Source organism: Sphingomonas sp. EU05-FHT14C10, assembly GCF_058790595.1.
The window spans coordinates 273761-291782 of sequence record NZ_JBYTEN010000001.1 but is presented as its reverse complement, the minus strand read 5'-3'; the positions used below and the strand labels follow the sequence as shown (position 1 = coordinate 291782).

The 18022-nt window shown below is 66.0% G+C and carries 17 protein-coding genes; 8 read left to right on the top strand and 9 right to left on the bottom strand.

What is annotated here, in order from left to right:
- From AC3WT0_RS01405 to AC3WT0_RS01395, 3 genes are read right to left on the bottom strand one after another with little or no spacing between them, the layout of a single operon-like run.
- On the bottom strand, positions 1-738 hold the full coding sequence (locus tag AC3WT0_RS01405; RefSeq protein WP_492750836.1) for a TadE/TadG family type IV pilus assembly protein: 738 nt from the start codon (positions 736-738) through the stop codon (positions 1-3).
- Entirely contained in the window at positions 729-1319 is a 591-nt protein-coding gene (locus tag AC3WT0_RS01400) for a TadE/TadG family type IV pilus assembly protein (protein WP_492750834.1), read from the bottom strand. The genes AC3WT0_RS01405 and AC3WT0_RS01400 overlap by 10 nt, the downstream gene beginning before the upstream one ends.
- Positions 1316-3160, bottom strand: a complete 1845-nt coding sequence (locus AC3WT0_RS01395; protein ID WP_492750832.1) for a Tad domain-containing protein — start codon at positions 3158-3160, stop codon at positions 1316-1318. The genes AC3WT0_RS01400 and AC3WT0_RS01395 overlap by 4 nt, the downstream gene beginning before the upstream one ends.
- A gap of 116 nt (positions 3161-3276) precedes the next feature.
- On the opposite strand from AC3WT0_RS01395, the gene AC3WT0_RS01390 reads away from it, so the two are divergent.
- Both AC3WT0_RS01390 and AC3WT0_RS01385 read left to right on the top strand, forming a co-directional pair.
- Positions 3277-3942, top strand: a complete 666-nt coding sequence (locus AC3WT0_RS01390) for a squalene/phytoene synthase family protein (protein WP_492750830.1) — start codon at positions 3277-3279, stop codon at positions 3940-3942.
- 35 nt (positions 3943-3977) lie between these two features.
- A complete protein-coding gene (locus AC3WT0_RS01385) occupies positions 3978-4436 on the top strand; it encodes an EF-hand domain-containing protein (protein WP_492750828.1) in 459 nt (152 codons plus the stop codon).
- Here AC3WT0_RS01385 and trmFO read toward each other — a convergent pair.
- The gene (gene trmFO, locus AC3WT0_RS01380; RefSeq protein WP_492750826.1) at positions 4433-5758 is read right to left on the bottom strand and encodes a methylenetetrahydrofolate--tRNA-(uracil(54)-C(5))-methyltransferase (FADH(2)-oxidizing) TrmFO; all 1326 of its coding nucleotides are present in this window, start codon (positions 5756-5758) and stop codon (positions 4433-4435) included. The genes AC3WT0_RS01385 and trmFO overlap by 4 nt on opposite strands.
- 41 nt (positions 5759-5799) lie before the next feature.
- Here trmFO and AC3WT0_RS01375 point away from each other — a divergent pair, with 41 nt between their 5' ends.
- Both AC3WT0_RS01375 and AC3WT0_RS01370 read left to right on the top strand, forming a co-directional pair.
- Positions 5800-6237, top strand: a complete 438-nt coding sequence (locus AC3WT0_RS01375) for a DUF488 domain-containing protein (protein ID WP_492750824.1) — start codon at positions 5800-5802, stop codon at positions 6235-6237.
- Positions 6234-6881, top strand: a complete 648-nt coding sequence (locus AC3WT0_RS01370; protein WP_492750822.1) for a lysoplasmalogenase family protein — start codon at positions 6234-6236, stop codon at positions 6879-6881. The genes AC3WT0_RS01375 and AC3WT0_RS01370 overlap by 4 nt, the downstream gene beginning before the upstream one ends.
- Positions 6882-6891: 10 nt before the next feature.
- Here AC3WT0_RS01370 and gyrA read toward each other — a convergent pair whose 3' ends face one another.
- Positions 6892-9570, bottom strand: coding sequence for a DNA gyrase subunit A (gene gyrA, locus AC3WT0_RS01365; RefSeq protein ID WP_492750820.1), 2679 nt, complete (start codon positions 9568-9570; stop codon positions 6892-6894).
- A 219-nt stretch (positions 9571-9789) separates the two neighbouring features.
- Between gyrA and AC3WT0_RS01360 the strand changes: the two genes are divergently transcribed.
- The gene (locus AC3WT0_RS01360) at positions 9790-11046 is read left to right on the top strand and encodes a hypothetical protein (protein WP_492750818.1); all 1257 of its coding nucleotides are present in this window, start codon (positions 9790-9792) and stop codon (positions 11044-11046) included.
- A 49-nt stretch (positions 11047-11095) separates the two neighbouring features.
- Here the strand turns inward: AC3WT0_RS01360 and AC3WT0_RS01355 are convergent, their stop codons facing one another.
- A complete protein-coding gene (locus tag AC3WT0_RS01355) occupies positions 11096-11575 on the bottom strand; it encodes an Lrp/AsnC family transcriptional regulator (protein WP_492750816.1) in 480 nt (159 codons plus the stop codon).
- 179 nt (positions 11576-11754) lie between these two features.
- Here AC3WT0_RS01355 and AC3WT0_RS01350 point away from each other — a divergent pair, with 179 nt between their 5' ends.
- From AC3WT0_RS01350 to AC3WT0_RS01340, 3 genes are all read left to right on the top strand, one after another.
- Positions 11755-13422, top strand: coding sequence for a histidine kinase dimerization/phospho-acceptor domain-containing protein (locus AC3WT0_RS01350; protein WP_492750814.1), 1668 nt, complete (start codon positions 11755-11757; stop codon positions 13420-13422).
- A gap of 14 nt (positions 13423-13436) precedes the next feature.
- Positions 13437-14441: a polysaccharide deacetylase family protein gene (locus AC3WT0_RS01345; protein WP_492750812.1), complete on the top strand. Its 1005-nt coding sequence runs from the start codon at positions 13437-13439 to the stop codon at positions 14439-14441.
- Positions 14442-14518: 77 nt separating this feature from the next.
- Positions 14519-15391: a bile acid:sodium symporter family protein gene (locus AC3WT0_RS01340; protein WP_492750810.1), complete on the top strand. Its 873-nt coding sequence runs from the start codon at positions 14519-14521 to the stop codon at positions 15389-15391.
- Positions 15392-15497: 106 nt separating this feature from the next.
- Here the strand turns inward: AC3WT0_RS01340 and AC3WT0_RS01335 are convergent, their stop codons facing one another.
- The 3 genes from AC3WT0_RS01335 to AC3WT0_RS01325 are packed head-to-tail and all read right to left on the bottom strand — an operon-like array spanning position 15498 to position 17889.
- Positions 15498-16244 carry an SDR family NAD(P)-dependent oxidoreductase gene (locus AC3WT0_RS01335; protein WP_492750808.1) on the bottom strand — a complete coding sequence of 249 codons (747 nt, stop codon included), beginning with the start codon at positions 16242-16244 and terminating at the stop codon, positions 15498-15500.
- Between the two features lie 13 nt (positions 16245-16257).
- Positions 16258-16998, bottom strand: coding sequence for a 3-oxoacyl-ACP reductase family protein (locus tag AC3WT0_RS01330; RefSeq protein WP_492750806.1), 741 nt, complete (start codon positions 16996-16998; stop codon positions 16258-16260).
- 57 nt (positions 16999-17055) lie between these two features.
- Positions 17056-17889, bottom strand: coding sequence for an alpha/beta fold hydrolase (locus tag AC3WT0_RS01325; RefSeq protein WP_492750804.1), 834 nt, complete (start codon positions 17887-17889; stop codon positions 17056-17058).
- Between the last annotated feature and the right edge of the window lie 133 nt (positions 17890-18022).

Sequence of the window (18022 nt, the reverse complement as noted above, 5' to 3'; positions counted from 1 at the left end):
TCAGGTCGTATATTTGTCGCAGGTCATCGCCGTTTCCTTCGGCGACGGGTTCCAGACGCCGCCGGCAGCGTCGCCACCGGCTGCAGTCGCCTTGTAAGGCGTGACCTGATCGAGGTCGCGTTTGTCGCGCACCACGAAGGAGGCGACATACTGGATGCGCGGCTGGCCGACGAGCCACTGCGCGATCACCGGCTGATAGTCATAGTTGATCTCGACGAACATCACCGCGCTCAGCGGCGGTGCCGTCACGATACCGCCCACGGGCCCCATGCCCTGGACCGCCGTGCCGGTCTTTCCGTCACCCGCCTTGCCGTAAGACGAGTCGTAGTTGGCGCCCTTCTTCATGCCCAGGCAGCGCTGCCAGTGAATCCACTGGCCGCCGTCCGCGTTCAGCTCAAGGCTCGAAAGCGTGATGCGGCCGCGATTGGCGAGATCGAGATTGGCGCTCTGCAGGCGGGCGCCCTGCAGGATGTCGTTGATGTCGACTTCGCGGATCTGCTGCGTGTTGAGCGTGCTGGTGACGCCCACGCGCGAGGCGTTGTCGGCCAGGGCAAGCGCGATCTGGCTGACGCGCAGATTAGCCTGGGCGAGATTGGCGACCTCGAGGCCGTACATGCCGACGCCTACGAAAATCGGTAGCGAATAGCCGAATTCGATGAGCGCCAGCGCGCTCGTGTCGCGGCGGAACCGGCTGATTTCGGCGGCGAAGCCGCGCAACGTCCGTTGGATCAATTGCATCGTGTCACCACCGTCGGCAGATATTGCGTGGAATAGGGCTGGTTCTTGAGCACGGTCTTCGCCACCAGCGTCTGCGTCGGCGACCAGCCGAGCATCGAGGCCATGGGGAAGATGCGGGTGTAGTTGACCGTCACCTGATAGACGACGATGTCGTCGGAACCGCCGACGCCGGTCTTGCCGGGATCGGAATCCCACTGCCCGTTGCCATTGACATCGTCATAGCATTCACCGGCATCCCGAACGCCGTTCTTGTTGCTGTCGGTGAACTTCTCGGGCTTGATGTTGGAGAAGGTCGTATAGCTCTTGCGCAGCGGCTTCACCTCCGCGCCGGGCGCGACCCTGTGCACCGCATCCGCGACGGCCTGGTCGATCGTGTCGATATTGGTGCTTGCGCCTTCGAGCGTCGAGTCACGCGCCGCCTTCTGCACCGCGCCCTCGAGCATCGATTGCGTATAGGACTGATAGGCAAGGTCGCTGAGCCCGAGGATCATCAGGCAAAGCACCGGCGCGACGATGCCGAATTCGATCGCGGTGACGCCGCGGCGATCGCCGGCGATCGCGGAGAGGATGGTCCCGTTCATTTCGAAAGCCTCAGTTCGGCGATCTGCGACGCGATCGTCTTGAAGGCAGCCTTCAGCGCAGCGTCGTCGGCCGCATAAAACGCCTTGTTCGGCGAAGCGCAGCCCTGAAGCTGGCTGTTCATCGTCTGCGCATAAGCGACAACCCAGATCGTGATGTTTTTTGCTTTCGCCTGCTCGCAAATCGTTGAAAAACGCGTATTATGGCGGGATGTCAGCGAGCTAAAGCTGCCGCCCGAGACGCGCTTGTCGAGAACTTCATAGCCGTAAAGTCCGTAGATATTTTCATTGGGTGCCATGGCGCCGTCGGTCATAAAAATAATGTTACGGCTCGGAGGGTTGCGGTTTGGCCAAGCTGCTGTGTCTGACGCGAATGGGCCGGTCGGCGAGATGAAGCGTGCGCCCCACAGCATGCCGGTGTCGTGATAGGTGCCACCGGTCGTCCGGAGCCCGTTCACATATGTGGTGACCTCGGCCTCGGTCATCGTTCGCAGGCGCTGCGACTGCTGCCCACACGAAACATAGCCTTGCGCCTGGCCGCTATTCGTCGGGTCGGTTCCATCGCCCGGCGCTGCGCCATTGCTCCCACTGGTGGCTGCGGTTGGCGTGTTTGCGCTCGGATTGGTGTTTGGCGGATAGTAGATGACATCCGGCCACATCGGTCGCCAGCGTGTGTCATAGCTGGTTGGCGCCAGATCGATATTGAGGTCGCTCGGCAGCGCGTTCAGATCGAAGCTCGTCGATGCGGTCGTCGGGCGTTCTTCGATGCAACCTTCCCACCGGCTTTGTGTGCCGTCGATCTTGGCCGGATTATTGACGACTGTGCCTTTTACATAGTCGGTGACGTCGAAAGATTCCTGCTGATATTGCCACTTATCGAACACCTGCGCATAGCTGGTTTCGATCCAGCTGCAGGTGCCGCCATTGTTCGAGACCCAGCCGGTGGAGCGACGCGATGTGGCGGGATAGCCCGTCGCCGGCGTGCGTGCATAATTATATGTCCCGGGGCTGGCATTGCATGTTGCGCTGCTAACGTTACGCGTCGTTTGCGTCGTGCCGTCGGTCGCCTGCTGTTTGTAGAGTGCATGCCGGGATTGGTAGGTGTAGTTGCCGCTGATGAGGAAGTTACTCGGCAGCTGATATCCGACATTCACGGTCGACGTGTAGGGCACAAAGCCGAAACGCAGATGCGTCGAGGGATCAGCAGCGGAAATCAGCGTTTTATAGAAATCCACGACCGCCGAACGCAGGGCGACGATTTTGGATGTCGACTTTTCCTGAAGATAATAGCGTGGCCCGGACGGCGTGCTGTATGCGACCTTGGCCTGCGAACAACTGCTTTCGGACGCTGCGCACGCCATCGACCCCGTGGTGTCGAGGACGAACATCACATCGACATCGGCGACCTCGAGCCGCGCCTGGCAAGTGACGTTGAGCGCGACGGCCTGCTGGCCGAAGGCCTGCATGACCACCATCGGCACGGTCGCGGTCGCGGCGGCGGATATCTGCCCGTCTATCGTCGCCTGCGGCGTGAAGCTCACGTTGCGCGTGCTGAACCAGCCCTGCTGGAAATTGTTGCTGAAGAAATTCTGCGCTTGCGTCTGCGCGTTGCTGTCGAAATTGGTGTCGATCATGAACTTGCGGCCAGCGAGCGCGCCGGCGTCGCAGGCCTGCTGCAGGCGGACCTTGACGACATAGAGGCGCGCCATGTCGACGGCCGAGCCGGCGAGCGCGGTCAGCGGCATCAGCGCGGCAGCGACGATGACGAGCGTGTTGCCCGTCGTGTCGAACGCCAGCCGTCCGAGCGAGCGCCTGCGCCCCCTGATCATCCATCCGCTTGCCATGCAGTCCACCCCATTCCATGGAGGCAGGTGCCTCCGCAGTGGACGCTCATGCAGCAAACACAGCTAATGTCCGTTGAAGCGGCAGGGTTAACGCGCTTTTTTCCTTGATTGCGGTCATGCCAGTCGAATCAGTCATTTATGATCCCGATCGCGCGCTTGCGCTGGTTTATGCGCCGGCGGAGGTGCGGACGGCGCTCGCGACGCTGTGGCGACTCGACGAAGCGCTGGCGCAAGTGGTGCGCACGACGAGCGAGCCGCTGGTCGGGCGGATGCGGTTGACGTGGTGGCATGATGCGCTGCTGGCGCTGGCGGAGCGCCCCGCGCCCGCCGAGCCGTTGTTGCGCGACGTGGAAGCGCATCTGGTGCCGCATGTCGCGCCGGATCGGCTGGTTCCGCTGATCGACGGATGGGAAGCGCTGCTCGATCCGCTGCCTTTGTCGGTTGAGGCGATCGCCGATCACGCGGCGGGACGGGGCAAGGCGATGTTCGAGATTGCCGCCCGGTTGCTCGGCGGATCACAGGACGTTCGGTTCGTCGAGGCAGGCGGACTCTGGGCTCTGGCCGACCTTGCCGGGCATGTCAGCGATGCGGAGACGGCGGAGCGTGCGCGGCAGGCAGGGCGGGCCGCGATCTCCGGCCTGCCCGGGCGCTGGCCGCGCCACCTTCGCGCGCTTGGGGCGCTGGCGGTGCTGGCGCGGGGCGACCTGGAAGGTAAGGAGCGGACGCGCGGATCGCCGGCTCGCACGCTGCGCGCGCTCGGGCATCGCCTCTCCGGTTATTGAGTGCTAGCCTTTCGCTCGCACGGGCGGAGGGGACTATGGGGCGTTTCCTGGCGGGGGTCGCGTCGGCGTTGCTGCTGGCGGCGGCCGGATTCTTCTGGTGGCAGGGCAAGGGCGGTGACGGCGCTCTGCCGATCCCGGCGGCGCCGGGCGCCGCGCTTGCCGAAACCGGGCTGCCGGCTCCGCCCGAGGCCGACGAGCGGACGCGCGAGCAGAAGCGCTTCGATCGTTATGACAAGGATCGCAGCGACGGCGTTTCGCGCGAGGAATATCTCGCCAATCGGCGCAAGGCCTACGCACGCCTCGACGCCGATGGCGACGGCAAGCTCAGCTTCGACGAATGGGCGAAGAAATCGACCGACAAGTTCGCTGGCGCCGATGCCGACAAGTCAGGCGTGCTGACGCGCACCGAGTTCGCGACGACGCGCGTCGTGCGCAAGACGCCGGTCCGCCGCGATTGCCCGCCAGAGAAGCCAGCCGAGGCCGACGAAAGCTAAAGCCAGCCGGCGAACGCCTCACGCGCGCGATCGGTGTAGAGCAGCTTGCGATCGGCCTTCCTGGTCTTCTTGCCCATGATCGGGGGGAAGAGGCCGAAATTGACGTTCATCGGCTGATAGCTCTCGACGTCCGCGCCGCCGGTGATGTGGCCGAGCAGAGCGCCCAAGGCGGTTTCGGGAGGCGGCGGGAGGGGCGACGTACCCGACAGCTCCGCCGCGGCGAAGCGCCCGGCCAGCAGGCCGACAGCCGACGATTCAACATAGCCTTCACAGCCGGTGATCTGGCCGGCGAAACGGACATGTGGACGCGCCTTGAGGCGAAGCGTCGCATCGAGCAGCCGGGGCGAGTTGATGAACGTGTTGCGGTGCAACCCGCCCAGCCGCGCGAACTCAGCCTTTTCGAGGCCCGGGATGGTGCGGAACAGACGCACCTGCTCGGCATGCTTCAGCTTGGTCTGGAAGCCTACCATGTTCCACAGCGTACCCAACGCATTGTCCTGCCTGAGCTGGACGACGGCATGAGGCCAGCGGCCAGTGCGGGGATCGTCGAGCCCCACCGGCTTCATCGGGCCGAAGCGCAGCGTATCGAAGCCGCGTTCGGCCATCACCTCGATCGGCATGCAGCCTTCGAAATAGGGCGTGTCACGCTCCCATTCCTTGAACTCGCCTTTCTCGCCGTCGATCAGCCCCTGGTGGAAGGCGCCATATTGTTCGCGGTCCATCGGGCAGTTGATGTAATCCTTGCCGTCGCCCTCGGGGCCAACCTTATCCCAGCGCGACTGGAACCAGGCGACTGACATATCGATACTGTCGCGGTGGACGATCGGTGCGATCGCATCGAAGAAGGCAAGCGAGTCCGCACCCGTCGCCACGCCGATCGAGGCAGCCAGCTTCTCTGCGGTCAGTGGCCCCGTCGCGACGATGGTCGTGCCGCTTTCGGGCAGGCTGTCGACGCGCTCGCGGACCAGCTCGATATTGGGATGGCTCTCAATCGCCTGCGTCACGGCTTGCGAGAAGCCGTCGCGATCGACGGCGAGCGCGGAGCCCGCCGGCACGCGATGCGCATCGGCCTTGGCCATGATGAGCGAACCGAGCGCGCGCATCTCCGCATGAAGCAGGCCGACGGCGTTGCGTTCGGCATCGTCGGACCGGAAACTGTTCGAGCAGACGAGCTCGGCAAGCCCGTCGGTCTGGTGCGCCGGCGTCATGGTGCCACTGCCGCGCATCTCGAACAGGCGGACGGGGATGCCCGCTTCGGCAAGCTGCCACGCGGCTTCGGAACCGGCGAGGCCGCCGCCGATGATTTGTACCTTGTCAGTCATGACATGCCCGATACTCATAGTCGGGAAGGGAGGCGAGCGCTTTGACCACGACAATCTGCACCATCGGCTATGAAGGCGCGACCGTGCCCGAGCTGGTCGCCGCGCTGAAAGACGCGGGAGTGGAGCTGCTGATCGACGTGCGCGCGGTGACAAGCTCGCGGCGACCAGGGTTTTCGAAGAACGCGCTCGCTGCCGAAATGGCGGCCGCCGGGATCGACTATCGCCATCTGAAAGCGCTGGGCACGCCCAAGACAGGGCGCGATGCGGCGCGCAAGGGCGACAAGGCGACGCTGGAAGCCGTCTATGCCGGGCAGCTCGCCCTGCCCGAGGCGCAGGCGGAGGCGGCGGTGATGACGGGGCTTGCGGCCTCTCGACGCGCGGCCTTGCTCTGCTATGAGCGCGATCCGGCGATGTGCCACCGCTCATTGCTGATCAGGGCAATAATGCCCGATGCCGAGGTTGAGGATCTGTTTGCATGATGAAGGGCAAGGGGCTTCTGCTCGTTCTGGCGATCGTCGCCGGACTGGCTTACCCGCTGGGTTGGGGACATGAATTGTCGCCCGCCGTCGCGATCGTCTGGAAAGGCCTGACGGTTGCGCTGCTGGCGTTGTGGGTTGCGACGCAGGCGCGCGATTTCGATGGTTGGCTGATGACGGGCATGTTCGCACTTTATGCGATCGCCGACATGGTGCTGGTCGAAAGCATGACGCTCGGGGCGATCGTCTTCATGGCGGGCCATGCGACAGCCGCCTGTCTCTATTGGCGCAACCGCCGCCCCGGGCCGACGTCGAGCCAGAAGGCGCTGGGGCTGATCGTCATCCCCGCCGCCGTGGTGGCCGCCTATTTTATGCCCACCGATCGTGGGCAGGCGCCCGGCGTCGCTCTTTATGCGTTCTTCGTCTCGACGATGGCGGGCACGGCGTGGATGAGCCGCTTTCCGCGCTATCGCACCGGCATCGGTGCGATGCTGTTCCTCGCGTCGGACATGCTGATCTTCGCGCGCATGGGGCCGCTGACACCCAGCTACGGCCTGCAGTTCGCGGTCTGGTACAGCTATGTCGCAGGGCAGGTGCTGACCGCGATCGGCGGCGTGGAGGGACTCAGGCGCCGCACGGGCGCCTGAGCCGCACCCCTCATTCCTCGGGCGAGTCGCCTTCGGCGTCTTCGTCGCTTTCATCGATCCGCGCGGCGGAGACGACATGCTCGTTCTCCGCCACGTCGAACAGGCGCACGCCGGCGCTGTTGCGGCCGATAACGCGCGTGTCGGCAATCTTCATGCGGATGAGCTTGGCCTGATCGGTGACGAGCATCAGCTGCTCGCCGTCATGCGCAGGGAAGCTGGCGACGACCGGGCCATTGCGATCCAGATTGTCGATATTGGTGATGCCCTGACCGCCGCGATTGGTGCGGCGATATTCATAGGCCGAGCTGCGCTTGCCATAGCCGTTGGCGCAGACGGTGAGGATGAATTCCTCGGCTGCGGCGAATTCGGCCAGGCGACCGGCATCGAGCGTTGTCTCGCGATCGCCCTCTTTCCAGGGCGCCGCACGCAGATAGGCTTCGCGCTCTTCCGTCGACGCATCGAAACCCTTGAGGATCGAAAGCGAGATCACCTCGTCACCGTCGCGCAGCGTGACGCCGCGCACACCGGTCGAGGTGCGGCTCTGGAACTCGCGCACCGCAGTGCCTTCGAAGCGGATCGCCTTGCCCTGCCGGGTGGCGAGCAGGACGTCGTCCTCTTCGGTGAGCAGCGCCACGCCGATGAGCCGATCGGTCGCGTCTTCCTCGAAGCGCATCGCGAACTTGCCGTTCGAGGGGATGTTGGCGAACGCGTCCATGCTGTTGCGGCGGACATTGCCGTGCGCCGTCGCGAAGACGACGTGGAGGCGGCTCCATTCCGCTTCGTCTTCGGGCAGCGGGAGCACGGTCGAGATCGTCTCGCCTTCGGCCAGCGGCAGGAGATTGACCATAGGGCGGCCGCGCGTCGCCGGGCCGCCTTCGGGAAGGCGCCAGACCTTGAGGCGATAGACCTTGCCGTGGGTCGAGAAGAACAGCACCGGATTGTGCGTCGAGGTGACGAACAGTTCCGTGATCGCATCCTCGTCCTTCGTCGCCATGCCGGCGCGGCCCTTGCCGCCACGACGCTGCGCGCGGAAGGTGTCGAGCGGCGTGCGCTTGATGTAGCCGCCGAGGGTGACGGTGACGACCATCTCCTCGCGCTCGATCAGATCCTCGTCGTCGATACCGTCGGCAGCGGGTGCGATCTCGGTGAGGCGCGGCTTGGCGAACTCGTCGCGGATCGCGACCAGTTCCTCGCGCATCACTTCGTAAAGGCGGACGCGGTTGGCGAGGATCTCGAGCAGCTCGCCGATGCTTTCGGCGAGTTGCTTGAGCTCGTCGCCGATCTCGTCGCGGCCGAGCGCGGTCAGGCGGTGCAGGCGCAGGTCGAGGATCGCGCGCACCTGCGCGTCGGACAGGCGATAGCTGTCGCCTTCGATCTCCTGCTCGACGGCTTCGACGAGGCGGATATAGGGCGCGATCTCGGCGATCGGCCATTCGCGCGCCAGCAATGCGGCGCGGGCCTCAGCCGGGCTGGCCGATCCTCGGATGATGCGCACCACTTCGTCGAGATTCGTCACTGCGATGACGAGGCCGAGCAACAGGTGCGCCCGCTCGCGTGCCTTGGCGAGCTCGAACTTGGCGCGCCGGGTGATCACTTCCTCGCGGAAGCGGATGAACGCCTCGACGATGTCGCGCAGGTTGAGCGTCTCGGGCCGGCCGCCGCGAATGGCGAGCATGTTGGCCGGGAAGTTGGACTGCGCCGGCGTGTGACGCCACAGCTGGTTGAGCACCACCTCCGGCGTCGCATCACGACGCAGGTCGATGACGATGCGCACGCCCTCGCGGTTCGATTCGTCGCGAATGTCGCTGACGCCTTCGATGCGCTTGTCCTTGGCGGCTTCGGCGATCGATTCGACCAGCCGGTTCTTGCCGACCTGATAGGGAATCTCGGTGAGGACGATCGAGCGACGATCGCCGCGCCCTTCCTCGACCTTGTGCCGGCTACGCAGGATGATCGAGCCGCGCCCATTCATATAGGCGGCGCGCGTTCCGGCCTGACCGAGGATCAGGCCGCCGGTCGGAAAATCGGGGCCGGGAATATGCTCCATCAGCCCTTCGACGCTGATCGCCGGATCTTCGATATAGGCGAGGCACGCCGCGATGACTTCGCCCAGATTGTGCGGCGGGACGTTGGTCGCCATGCCGACCGCGATGCCGCCGGCGCCGTTGACGAGCAGGTTGGGGAAGCGTGCGGGCAGCACCTGGGGCTCGTCGCGCGAACCGTCATAGTTGGGCTGGAAGTCGACCGTGTCCTTGTCGAGATCGTCGAGCAGGGACATCGCGACCTTGGCAAGCCGCGCTTCGGTGTAGCGCATTGAGGCGGGCGGATCGGGGTCCATCGAGCCGAAATTGCCCTGGCCGTCGATCAGCGGCACGCGCATCGACCAGTCCTGCGCAAGGCGCGCAAGCGCATCGTAGATCGCGGAGTCGCCGTGCGGGTGATAGTTGCCCATCACGTCGCCGACGATCTTGGCCGATTTGCGATAGGGACGGCCGGGGACGAAGCCGCCTTCCTGGCTGGCATAGAGGATGCGCCGGTGGACGGGCTTCAGGCCATCGCGCACATCGGGCAGCGCGCGGGCGACGATCACCGACATCGCATAGTCGAGATAGCTCGACTTCATCTCGTCGACGATGCTGACGGGGGAAATGTCTGAAGGGTCGGCGAGCAGGGTCGCGTCGTCGGTCAACGGGAAGGCTTTCGGTGTGTGTTACGGAAGGATGTCAGTCCTAGACGATCGAACGGGCGAAGGCCACCCCCACGCCCCTGAAACAAGCCCCGGACGCGCCCGATTTGCGCCGCCATGCGACGAGGGAACGGCAGGGCGACTTGTGCGCTTCGCATGCTGGGCTTAGGACGGCGCGCGAAGGCCGCGCAGTCCGGCTGCAGGATCGCTTTAGGAGGCATCATGAAGAAGATTTCCACCTTCGCGCTGGCGTTTGCGACGACCACGCTTCTTGCCGGGCCGATGACGGCCCCGGCTTTCGCCGCGAAGAAGGAGAAGGCTGAAGCCGGCGCGTCCGACTTCAAGCCCGAGCTGAGCAAGGAATTCCGCGTGCCGATGGCGGCCGCGCAGCAGGCGATGACTGCCAAGGATACCGCCACCGCGCTCGCCAAGCTGAACGAAGCGGCGGCGCTGGCGAAGCTGCCCGACGAGAAATTCTATGTCGGCCAGATGGAGCTGCAGATCTCGCAGGCCAATGGCGACAAGGCGCTGCAGATGAAGGGCATCAACGACGTCCTCAACAGCGGCTCGACCGCTGCGGTCCAGGATCGCCCCCGCTACCTCTTCTACGCAGGCAGCGGTGCCTACGAAGCCAAGGACTATCAGACCGCGATCAAGCAGCTCTCGGAATCGGAAAGCCTTGGCTACACCAATCCGAACCTGCTGCCGCTGCTGGCCGAATCGAACTTCAAGCTCAACCAGGTGCCCGCGGGCCTCGCGGTGCTGGAGCGCGCGATCAAGGCGCAGGAAGCCGCCGGCCAGAAGGCGCCCGAGGATTGGTACAAGCGCGGCGCCTCTGTCGCCTATCAGGCCAAGCTGATGCCCGAGGTCGCCAAGTGGACCCGCCTGCAGGTGGCCGCCTATCCGACCGCCGAGAACTGGCGCAGCGCGCTCGTTATCTATCGCGACACCGGCGCGCTCGACAATCAGGCGACGCTCGATCTTTACCGCCTGATGCGGGTGAGCAAGGCGATCACCAGCGAGCGTGACTATTTCGAATATGCGAACCTCGCCAATGATCGCGGTCTTCCGGGCGAGGCCGTGAGCGTGATCGACGAGGGCGCGGCTGCAGGCAAGCTCAACAAGACCGCGCCGGGCATCGCCGACATCTACAAGATCGCGGCGCCCAAGGTCGCGGCCGACAAGGCCTCGCTGCCGGCGTCGGAGAAGGCGGCTGCATCGGCCAAGGACGGCAAGGCGGCGATGTCGACGGGCGACGCGCTGCTCGGCTATGGCGAATATGCGCGCGCGGCCGAGATGTACAAGCTCGCCCTGTCGAAGGGGAACGTCGACGCCAACATCGTCAACACCCGTCTCGGCATCGCGCTGGCGCTCGGCGGCCAGAAGGATGCGGCAAAGGCCGCGTTCGGCGCGGTCACCGGTGCGCGTACCGACCTCGCCCAGTTCTGGGTGCAGTGGATGACGCAGCCGACCGCCTGATCGGATCGGAATCCCGGGGCCTCGCGCCCCGGGATTTCTTCGCCGCCGCTTACAGGCTGAGCGGAATGGGAACGCCCGGTTCGTCCTTCGACGTGCGGATGGTGAGCGACGTTTTGACGCTGGTCACGTTCGGCGCCGTGGTAAGCTGGGACGTCAGGAAGCTCTGGAAGGCCTGAAGGTCGGCGGCGACGATCTTGAGGATGAAATCGATCTCGCCATTCAGCATATGGCACTCGCGCACCTCGGGCAGGCGCGCGACATGGTCCTCGAAGGCCTTCAGGTCCGATTCGGCCTGGCTGCGCAGGCTGACCAGCGCGAAGACGCTGATGCCATAGCCCAGGGGAATCGGATCGAGCGCGGCATGATAGCCCTTGATCACGCCGCTCTGCTCAAGTCCGCGAACGCGGCGCAGGCAGGGCGGGGCAGTGAGCCCGACGCGTGCCGCCAGATCGACGTTGGTCATGCGGCCGTCGCTTTGCAGTGCGGCAAGAATCTGCAGATCAATCGTATCGAGCTGGGTTTGTGCCATAGGTTTGTTCTTTTCCTAAAAGACCCTTCGGACACAAAATAATAATCTTGCGACAGAAAGCAATTGTCCCACATTGCGACGTATCAAAAACAACACTGTCGCACGCCCGATAACGGACTTATGGATCGGCCATTCGGCATTGGTCGCGTTCGAGGTCCTGAGTTCGATGGGAGGGGCACGTGCGATTCGATGACAGGTTGGCGACAGTGCTGGCGCTACCTGTAGCCGACAGCGGAAGTCGCGTTGCGGCGTGGATGCAGCTTGTCGATCTGCTTGCGCAGGACGGCGGCGGCACTCAGTCCGCATCGGTCGAGTTGGCTTACGATCTGCTGCGCCAGTGGCGCGACGCGGTTCCGCGCGAGCGGCGGCGCGGCGTGGCGGCTGCGCTGCGCGGCCGCGCGATCGATCCGCGCATCGTCGCTTTCTTTGCGGAGGACGAGGCGGGGATCGCCGCGCCGGTCATGGTCGGTGCGATCCTGCCTTCGGAGGCATGGCTCGCGCTGATTCCGGCGCTGTCGCCGTCGGCGCGTGCGTTGCTGCGCCATCGTCGCGATGTCGGTCCGGACGTGGAACGCGCCCTGGCGAGCTTCGGGCCGGCCGACCTTGTGTTGTCGAGCAGCGTTGCAGTCGAGTCGGCGCCCGAGGCGCAGCCCGCCCCGTCGCCGTCCGGAGCGCATGTTCCCGAAATTGCCGAGCTCGTTGCGCGGATCGAGGCCTTCCGCCGGCAGCGGGCGGCGCGCAAGCCGGTCATGCCCGGCAATTCCCTGCCCGATGCGCCCCAACCGCGCGTCGCCGCCGCCACCGTGTCCGAGTTCAGCTTCGAGACGGATGCCGAAGGCATGATCCAGTGGAGCGAAGGTGCGCCGCGCGAGGAAGTGATCGGCGTGTCGATAGCCGTTGCCGCGCAGGCCGATCATGGGGTCGACGGCCATGCCGCCGGCGCATTCCGGCGGCGCGCGCCTTTCCGCGACGCGCGGCTGACACTGGCGCATGGCGGCGCGACCGGCGGCGAATGGCAGATTTCGGGCGTGCCTTTCTTCGAGGGCGTCAGCGGGCGCTTCCGCGGCTTCCGCGGCGGCGCGCGCCGTCCGCGCCCCGACGAGCGCGCCGCACCGATCGCGAATGGCCTCTATGGCTCAGGCCTGCCCGCCGATTCGCTCCGCCAGCTCGTCCATGAGCTGCGCACACCGCTCAACGCGATCATCGGCTTTGCCGAGATGATCGACCAGCAGATGCTGGGGCCGGCGGCGGCGGACTATCGCGGGCGGGCGGGGGCGATCCTCGACGACGCGCGGCGCCTGCTCGGCACGGTCGACGATCTCGATGTCGCGGCGCGGATCGACAGCGGCGCCGATCTGACGGGGGACAAGCGAGATGTCGCCGATGCGGCAGCCGCGCTTCGCGCCTGCGCGGCCGAAAGCGGCGCGCTGGCGGCGTTGCGCCGGATCGACCTCGATCTGCGGGTCGACCCCGCGACGCCCGCCGTGGGTGTCGACGCGCTGTCGCTCGATCGTATGTTCTCGCGTCTGCTGTCGGCGGTGATCGGCCTCGCGGCGTCGGGGGAGGCGATCGTCGCCGATCTCGCGCCGGGCGGGACCGCCATCCGCTTTTCGGTGAGCCGGACGCGCGCGATGTTGGGGCGCGACGAGCAGGCGCTGCTCGATCCCGGCTACTCGCCCGACGGCGACTGGCCCGATGCGCCGGCGCTCGGCCTGGGCTTCGCGCTCAGGCTGGTCCGCAACCTTGCGGAGGCGGCAGGCGGGCGGCTGATGATCGAGCCGGAGCGGTTCGTCTTGATCCTGCCCGGCGCGGTGGATAACCCGGTCGAGCGCGAGGGGCAGCGCTGAGGGAGGAGGCGCGCATGGGCGAGGGGGAAGGCAGGCTGGACCTGCCGCCGCCGCCCGCCCGGCTCGCTCGCCTGCCCGCTGCGCTCCACCGCCGCTACCTGATCGGCATCGACACCGAAGAGGAATTCGACTGGAGCCGGCGCCAGCAATGGCTGGCTTATGGCGTCAGCGCGGCGCGCGCGATCCCCGCCATGCATCGCCGCCTCGTCGATGCCGGTGCGCGGCCCATCTATCTCGTCGACTATCCGGTCGCCGATGCGCCGGAGGCCGTGGCGGCGATCACGGAAGCACTCGCCGAGGGTGGTGCCGAGATCGGCGCGCAGCTGCATCCCTGGGTCACGCCGCCCGAAGGGCTGGGTTCGACCTTTGCCGGCGCGCTGCCCGAAACGGACGAGGAAGCGAAGATCGCCGCGCTCGCCGGGCGGATCGACACGGCATTCGGAACGCGTCCCGTCATCTATCGTGCAGGGCGCTACGGCGTCGGCCCGAACAGCGCCGAGATACTGCTGCGGCAAGGTTTTGCGCTCGATCTCTCGCCGCGGCCCCTGTTCAACTATGCCCGCGAGGGTGGGGTCGATTTCAGGCGTTTCGGGCCGCAGCCCTTCTGGGCAGGCACGAACGGCGCGCTGCTTGCCCAGCCGCTGGGCGTCGCGCTGACGGGCGTGCTGCGGGGCGGGGGCTGGCGGCTCTACGCCGCACTCGCAAGGCTGCCTCTCGGCCTGTCACTGGCTGCGCGAGCGCAATTGCTGTCGCGCGTCGCGTTGACGCCCGAGGGCATGCCCTTTGCCGATGCGGCCGAAGCCGTCCGCCTAATGCTGGGCGAAGGCGTGCCGATTCTCAGCTTCGCTTTCCATTCGCCGTCGCTGGTCCCCGGCAACACGCCCTATGTCCGTGATCAGGGCGATCTTGTCGCCTTCCATCGCTGGTGGGACGCGATGTTCGGCTTGCTCGCGCGATTGGGCGTCCCCGCCATATCGGGGAGCGAGCTGATCGCGGCCGCGCACGCGATGCACGATTGAGCAAGGGCTGGCTCGCCGCGAATTTTCTGGGCTATGTCAGCGCTCTCTGGATCATCTGACAGGCGGGGGATGGGGCTATGCCGCCGGAAATCTCGGCATTCGTGAACAGTTTCGTGGTGCCTGTCGGGCTGATCGCGATCATGTTCAGCATGGGTTTGTCTCTGCGGCTTGCCGATTTTGCCGAGGCGGGGCGCAATCCTGTGGCGGTCGGGGCGGGGCTGACGGCCCAGCTCGTCGTGATGCCGCCGCTCGCGCTGGCCGTCGCCTGGCTGTTCGCGTTGCCCACGCCGATGGCGGCGGGGCTGTTCCTGCTCGCCATCTGTCCCGGCGGCGTGACGTCCAACGCGATCACTTTCGCGGCGAAGGCGAATGTTGCTCTTGCGGTGGTGCTGACCTCGCTGTCGAGCCTGATCACCGTCTTCACCATCCCCATCCTTGCCCGCTGGGGGCTGCAGCATCTCTATGTCGGCGGCGCGGCGCCGAAGCTCTCGATCCTGTCGACCATGGCGCAGCTTGCGATCATGACGGTGATCCCGATCGCGCTGGGCATGGCGCTGCGTAAGGCAAGCCCGGCCTTTGCCGAGCGTGCGGCGCCCTATCTCCGCCCGGCTTCGCTGATCGTGCTGATCGTGGTGATCGGCCTTTCGGTGGTCGCCAGCGCATCGCTGCTTCTCGCGAATCTCGTCCGTGCCGGGCCGGCGATCTGGACGCTCAATGCGCTCGGCATGGCGATCGGCCTCGGGCTTGCCGTGCTGATCGGGCTTGAGGCCAGGGATCGGCTGACCATCGCCATCGAGGCGGGAGTACATAATGCGACGATGGCGACGCTGCTGACGCTGTCGATCCTGAAGGATCTGTCGCTGGCGATCACGCCGACGCTTTACGGCGTGGTGATGCTGGTCAACGCCGGCCTTCTCGTGCGCTGGCTCCAGTATCGGCGTTCGGCGTGATGGTCGGGGAAGCCCCCCGCTGCCGGGCGGCGCGAGTCGGTCGCGACAGCTCCATTCCCCAAACTCGGCCGCCCATGGGTAAAAGCCCGCGCCGCCCGGCCGGGGTCTAGAGCTTCGATCCGCCGTCGACGCGCAGCGTATCGCCGGACACCCAGCGCGCCGCGTCGGAGGCGAGGAAGGCGATCGCGCCGGCAATGTCCTCGGGCTGGGCTACATGCTGCAGCGCCTGGATGCCGAGCGTGAAGGCGCGGCCTTCCTCCGTCTTCGCAAAGCTCGACATGTCGGTGGCGACCACGCCGGGCGCTACGGCGTTGACGCGTATGCCTCTCGGGCCGAGCTGGGCTGCGAACTGCTTGACCAGCGTGTCGATCGCTCCCTTGGTCGCGGCATAGGCGGCGATCGTGCCCACGGCGGCATGAGCCGCCAGCGACGAGACGAAGATCACACTCGATCCTTCTCGCAGGATCGGCAGCAATTGCTGGACGAGGAAGAAGGGCGCGCGGACGTTGACGGCGAACAGGGCGTCGAAATCCGCGATCGTCGTGTCCTCGATGCTCGCATTCTTCGCGATGCCGGCATTGGCGACGAGGATATCGAGCCGATCGCCGGCAATGGCGCGCACTTTCCCGGCAAGCTCGGCCGGCCCGTCGGGCCTGGAGAGATCAGCGCCGATTGCCTGGGCCTTGCCGCCCGCGGCACGGATCGCCTCGACCACGTCCCCGGCTTCGGCTTCGCTGCGGCCATAGTGGACGAGGACATGCGCGCCGGCGTGCGAAAGGGCGAGGGCGGCAGCGCGGCCGATGCCGCGCGACGCGCCGGTAACGAGCGCGACTTTGCCGTTGCAGTTGGCCATGGCTCGACCTCCCTCAGGCATTGGTGCCGCCGTCGACGGTCAGGTTCGCGCCGGTGATGTAGCCCGCCTCCGGGCCGGCGACGAACGCCACCATCGCGGCGACATCGTCGACATGGCCGTAGCGCTTGAGCGCAGTGGCCGCGATCTGCGGCTCGGCCCATTCCTGGTCGGCGGGGTTCAGATCGGTGTCGATCGGACCGGGCTGTACATTGTTGACGGTGATGCCGCGCGGGCCGACTTCGCGGGCAAGGCCTTGCGTGAACAGCTTCACCGCGCCCTTGGTCGCCGAATAGGCGACAAGGCCAGGGGTCATCACGCGCTCGCCCACGCAGGAGCCGATGGTGATGATGCGCCCGCCGTCGGGAATATGCTTCAGCGCCGCCTGCGTGGCGATGAACACGCCGCGCAGATTGATGTCGATCACCCGGTCCATTTCCTCCAGCGACGTTTCCTCGAACGGCTTGGGAATGGCAGTGCCGGCATTGTTGACGAGGATGTCGAGGCCGCCGAAGCGGGCGGTGGTCTGCTCGACTGCTGCCTGCACGGCCCTGGCGTCGGCCGCGTCGGCCTGAAACGCGACGGCCTTGCCGCCGGCGGCTTCGATGGATGCCACGACCTTGGCGGCGGCATCCGCGCCCTTGGTGTAGGTGATGGCGACGTTCGCGCCGTCCGCTGCAAGCCGCCTGGCGATCGCGGCGCCGATGCCGCGCGATGCGCCGGTGACGAGGGCGGTCTTTCCGTTCAATTTCGACATGACGAGATTCCTTTGCTTGGTAGGAGGGGAGAGGCGCGCACGCGGCGCACCCCCGGGTCAGGCGTTCAGGAACAGATTGGCTTCGGCCACGAACAGCTCGGGATATTGGTAGATCGAGCCGTGGTTCGAATCCGGGTAGATGATCAGCTGGGCATTCGGCAGGTTCTGCTGGAGCGTGACCGAATGTTCGGTGGGGATGATCACGTCGTTGCTGCCCTGCACGATCAACACGGGCTGCGTGATCGACTTGAGGTAAGCGAGAGCTTCTTCTTCCGGCGCGATCCACTTGCCGATTGCTTCGCCCTGCGCGGCGACGGTCTGCGCGCTCACCTCGGGATCGCGATCCTGGCGGCGCCACTTGCGCTCCAGGAAGGCGAGCCCGGCCTTGCGGCTGGTTTCGGAGGGCGAGAAATGGACCGCGAGCCACAGATGCTCGGGCGGATCATAGCTGCCGGCGAAGATCTCGTTCGAGCGGCTGGCGGTCATGTCGTTGCCGCGATGGCCGGTGCCGACCAGGATCACCTTGCGGACGAGGTCGCCGCCCTGCAGCGCGATCTCCTGCGCGACGAAGCCGCCGATCGAGATGCCGAGCACGTCGACCTGGCCGAGACCCAGCGCACGGATGAAGGCGATGGCATTGGCGCCCATTTCCTGGAAGCTGGACGGCGTCTCGCCCGACGAGCTGGAAACCCCCGCATTGTTGAACAGGATGACCTCGCGGGTCTGGGCCAGGCCGTCGGTCACCGCCGGGTCCCAATAGTCCATCGTGCCGGTGTAATGCTGGTTGAAGACGATCGGCACGCCGCCCGACTTGCCAAAGCGGCGATAGGCGAAGCGGATGCCATTGGCCTCGACGAACTGGGTCGGGGCGGTTTCATGCGTGTAAGTCATAACATGTCTCCTTGCGGCTGGCGGCGCCGGGCAGGGCATGGGCGCTCACGGAATCCGCTTTGCGGAGCCATGCCTTGTGGAACTGAACCTGATCTCGATGGCGGATAGATAGGCTGGCGTTGCGCCGATGAGA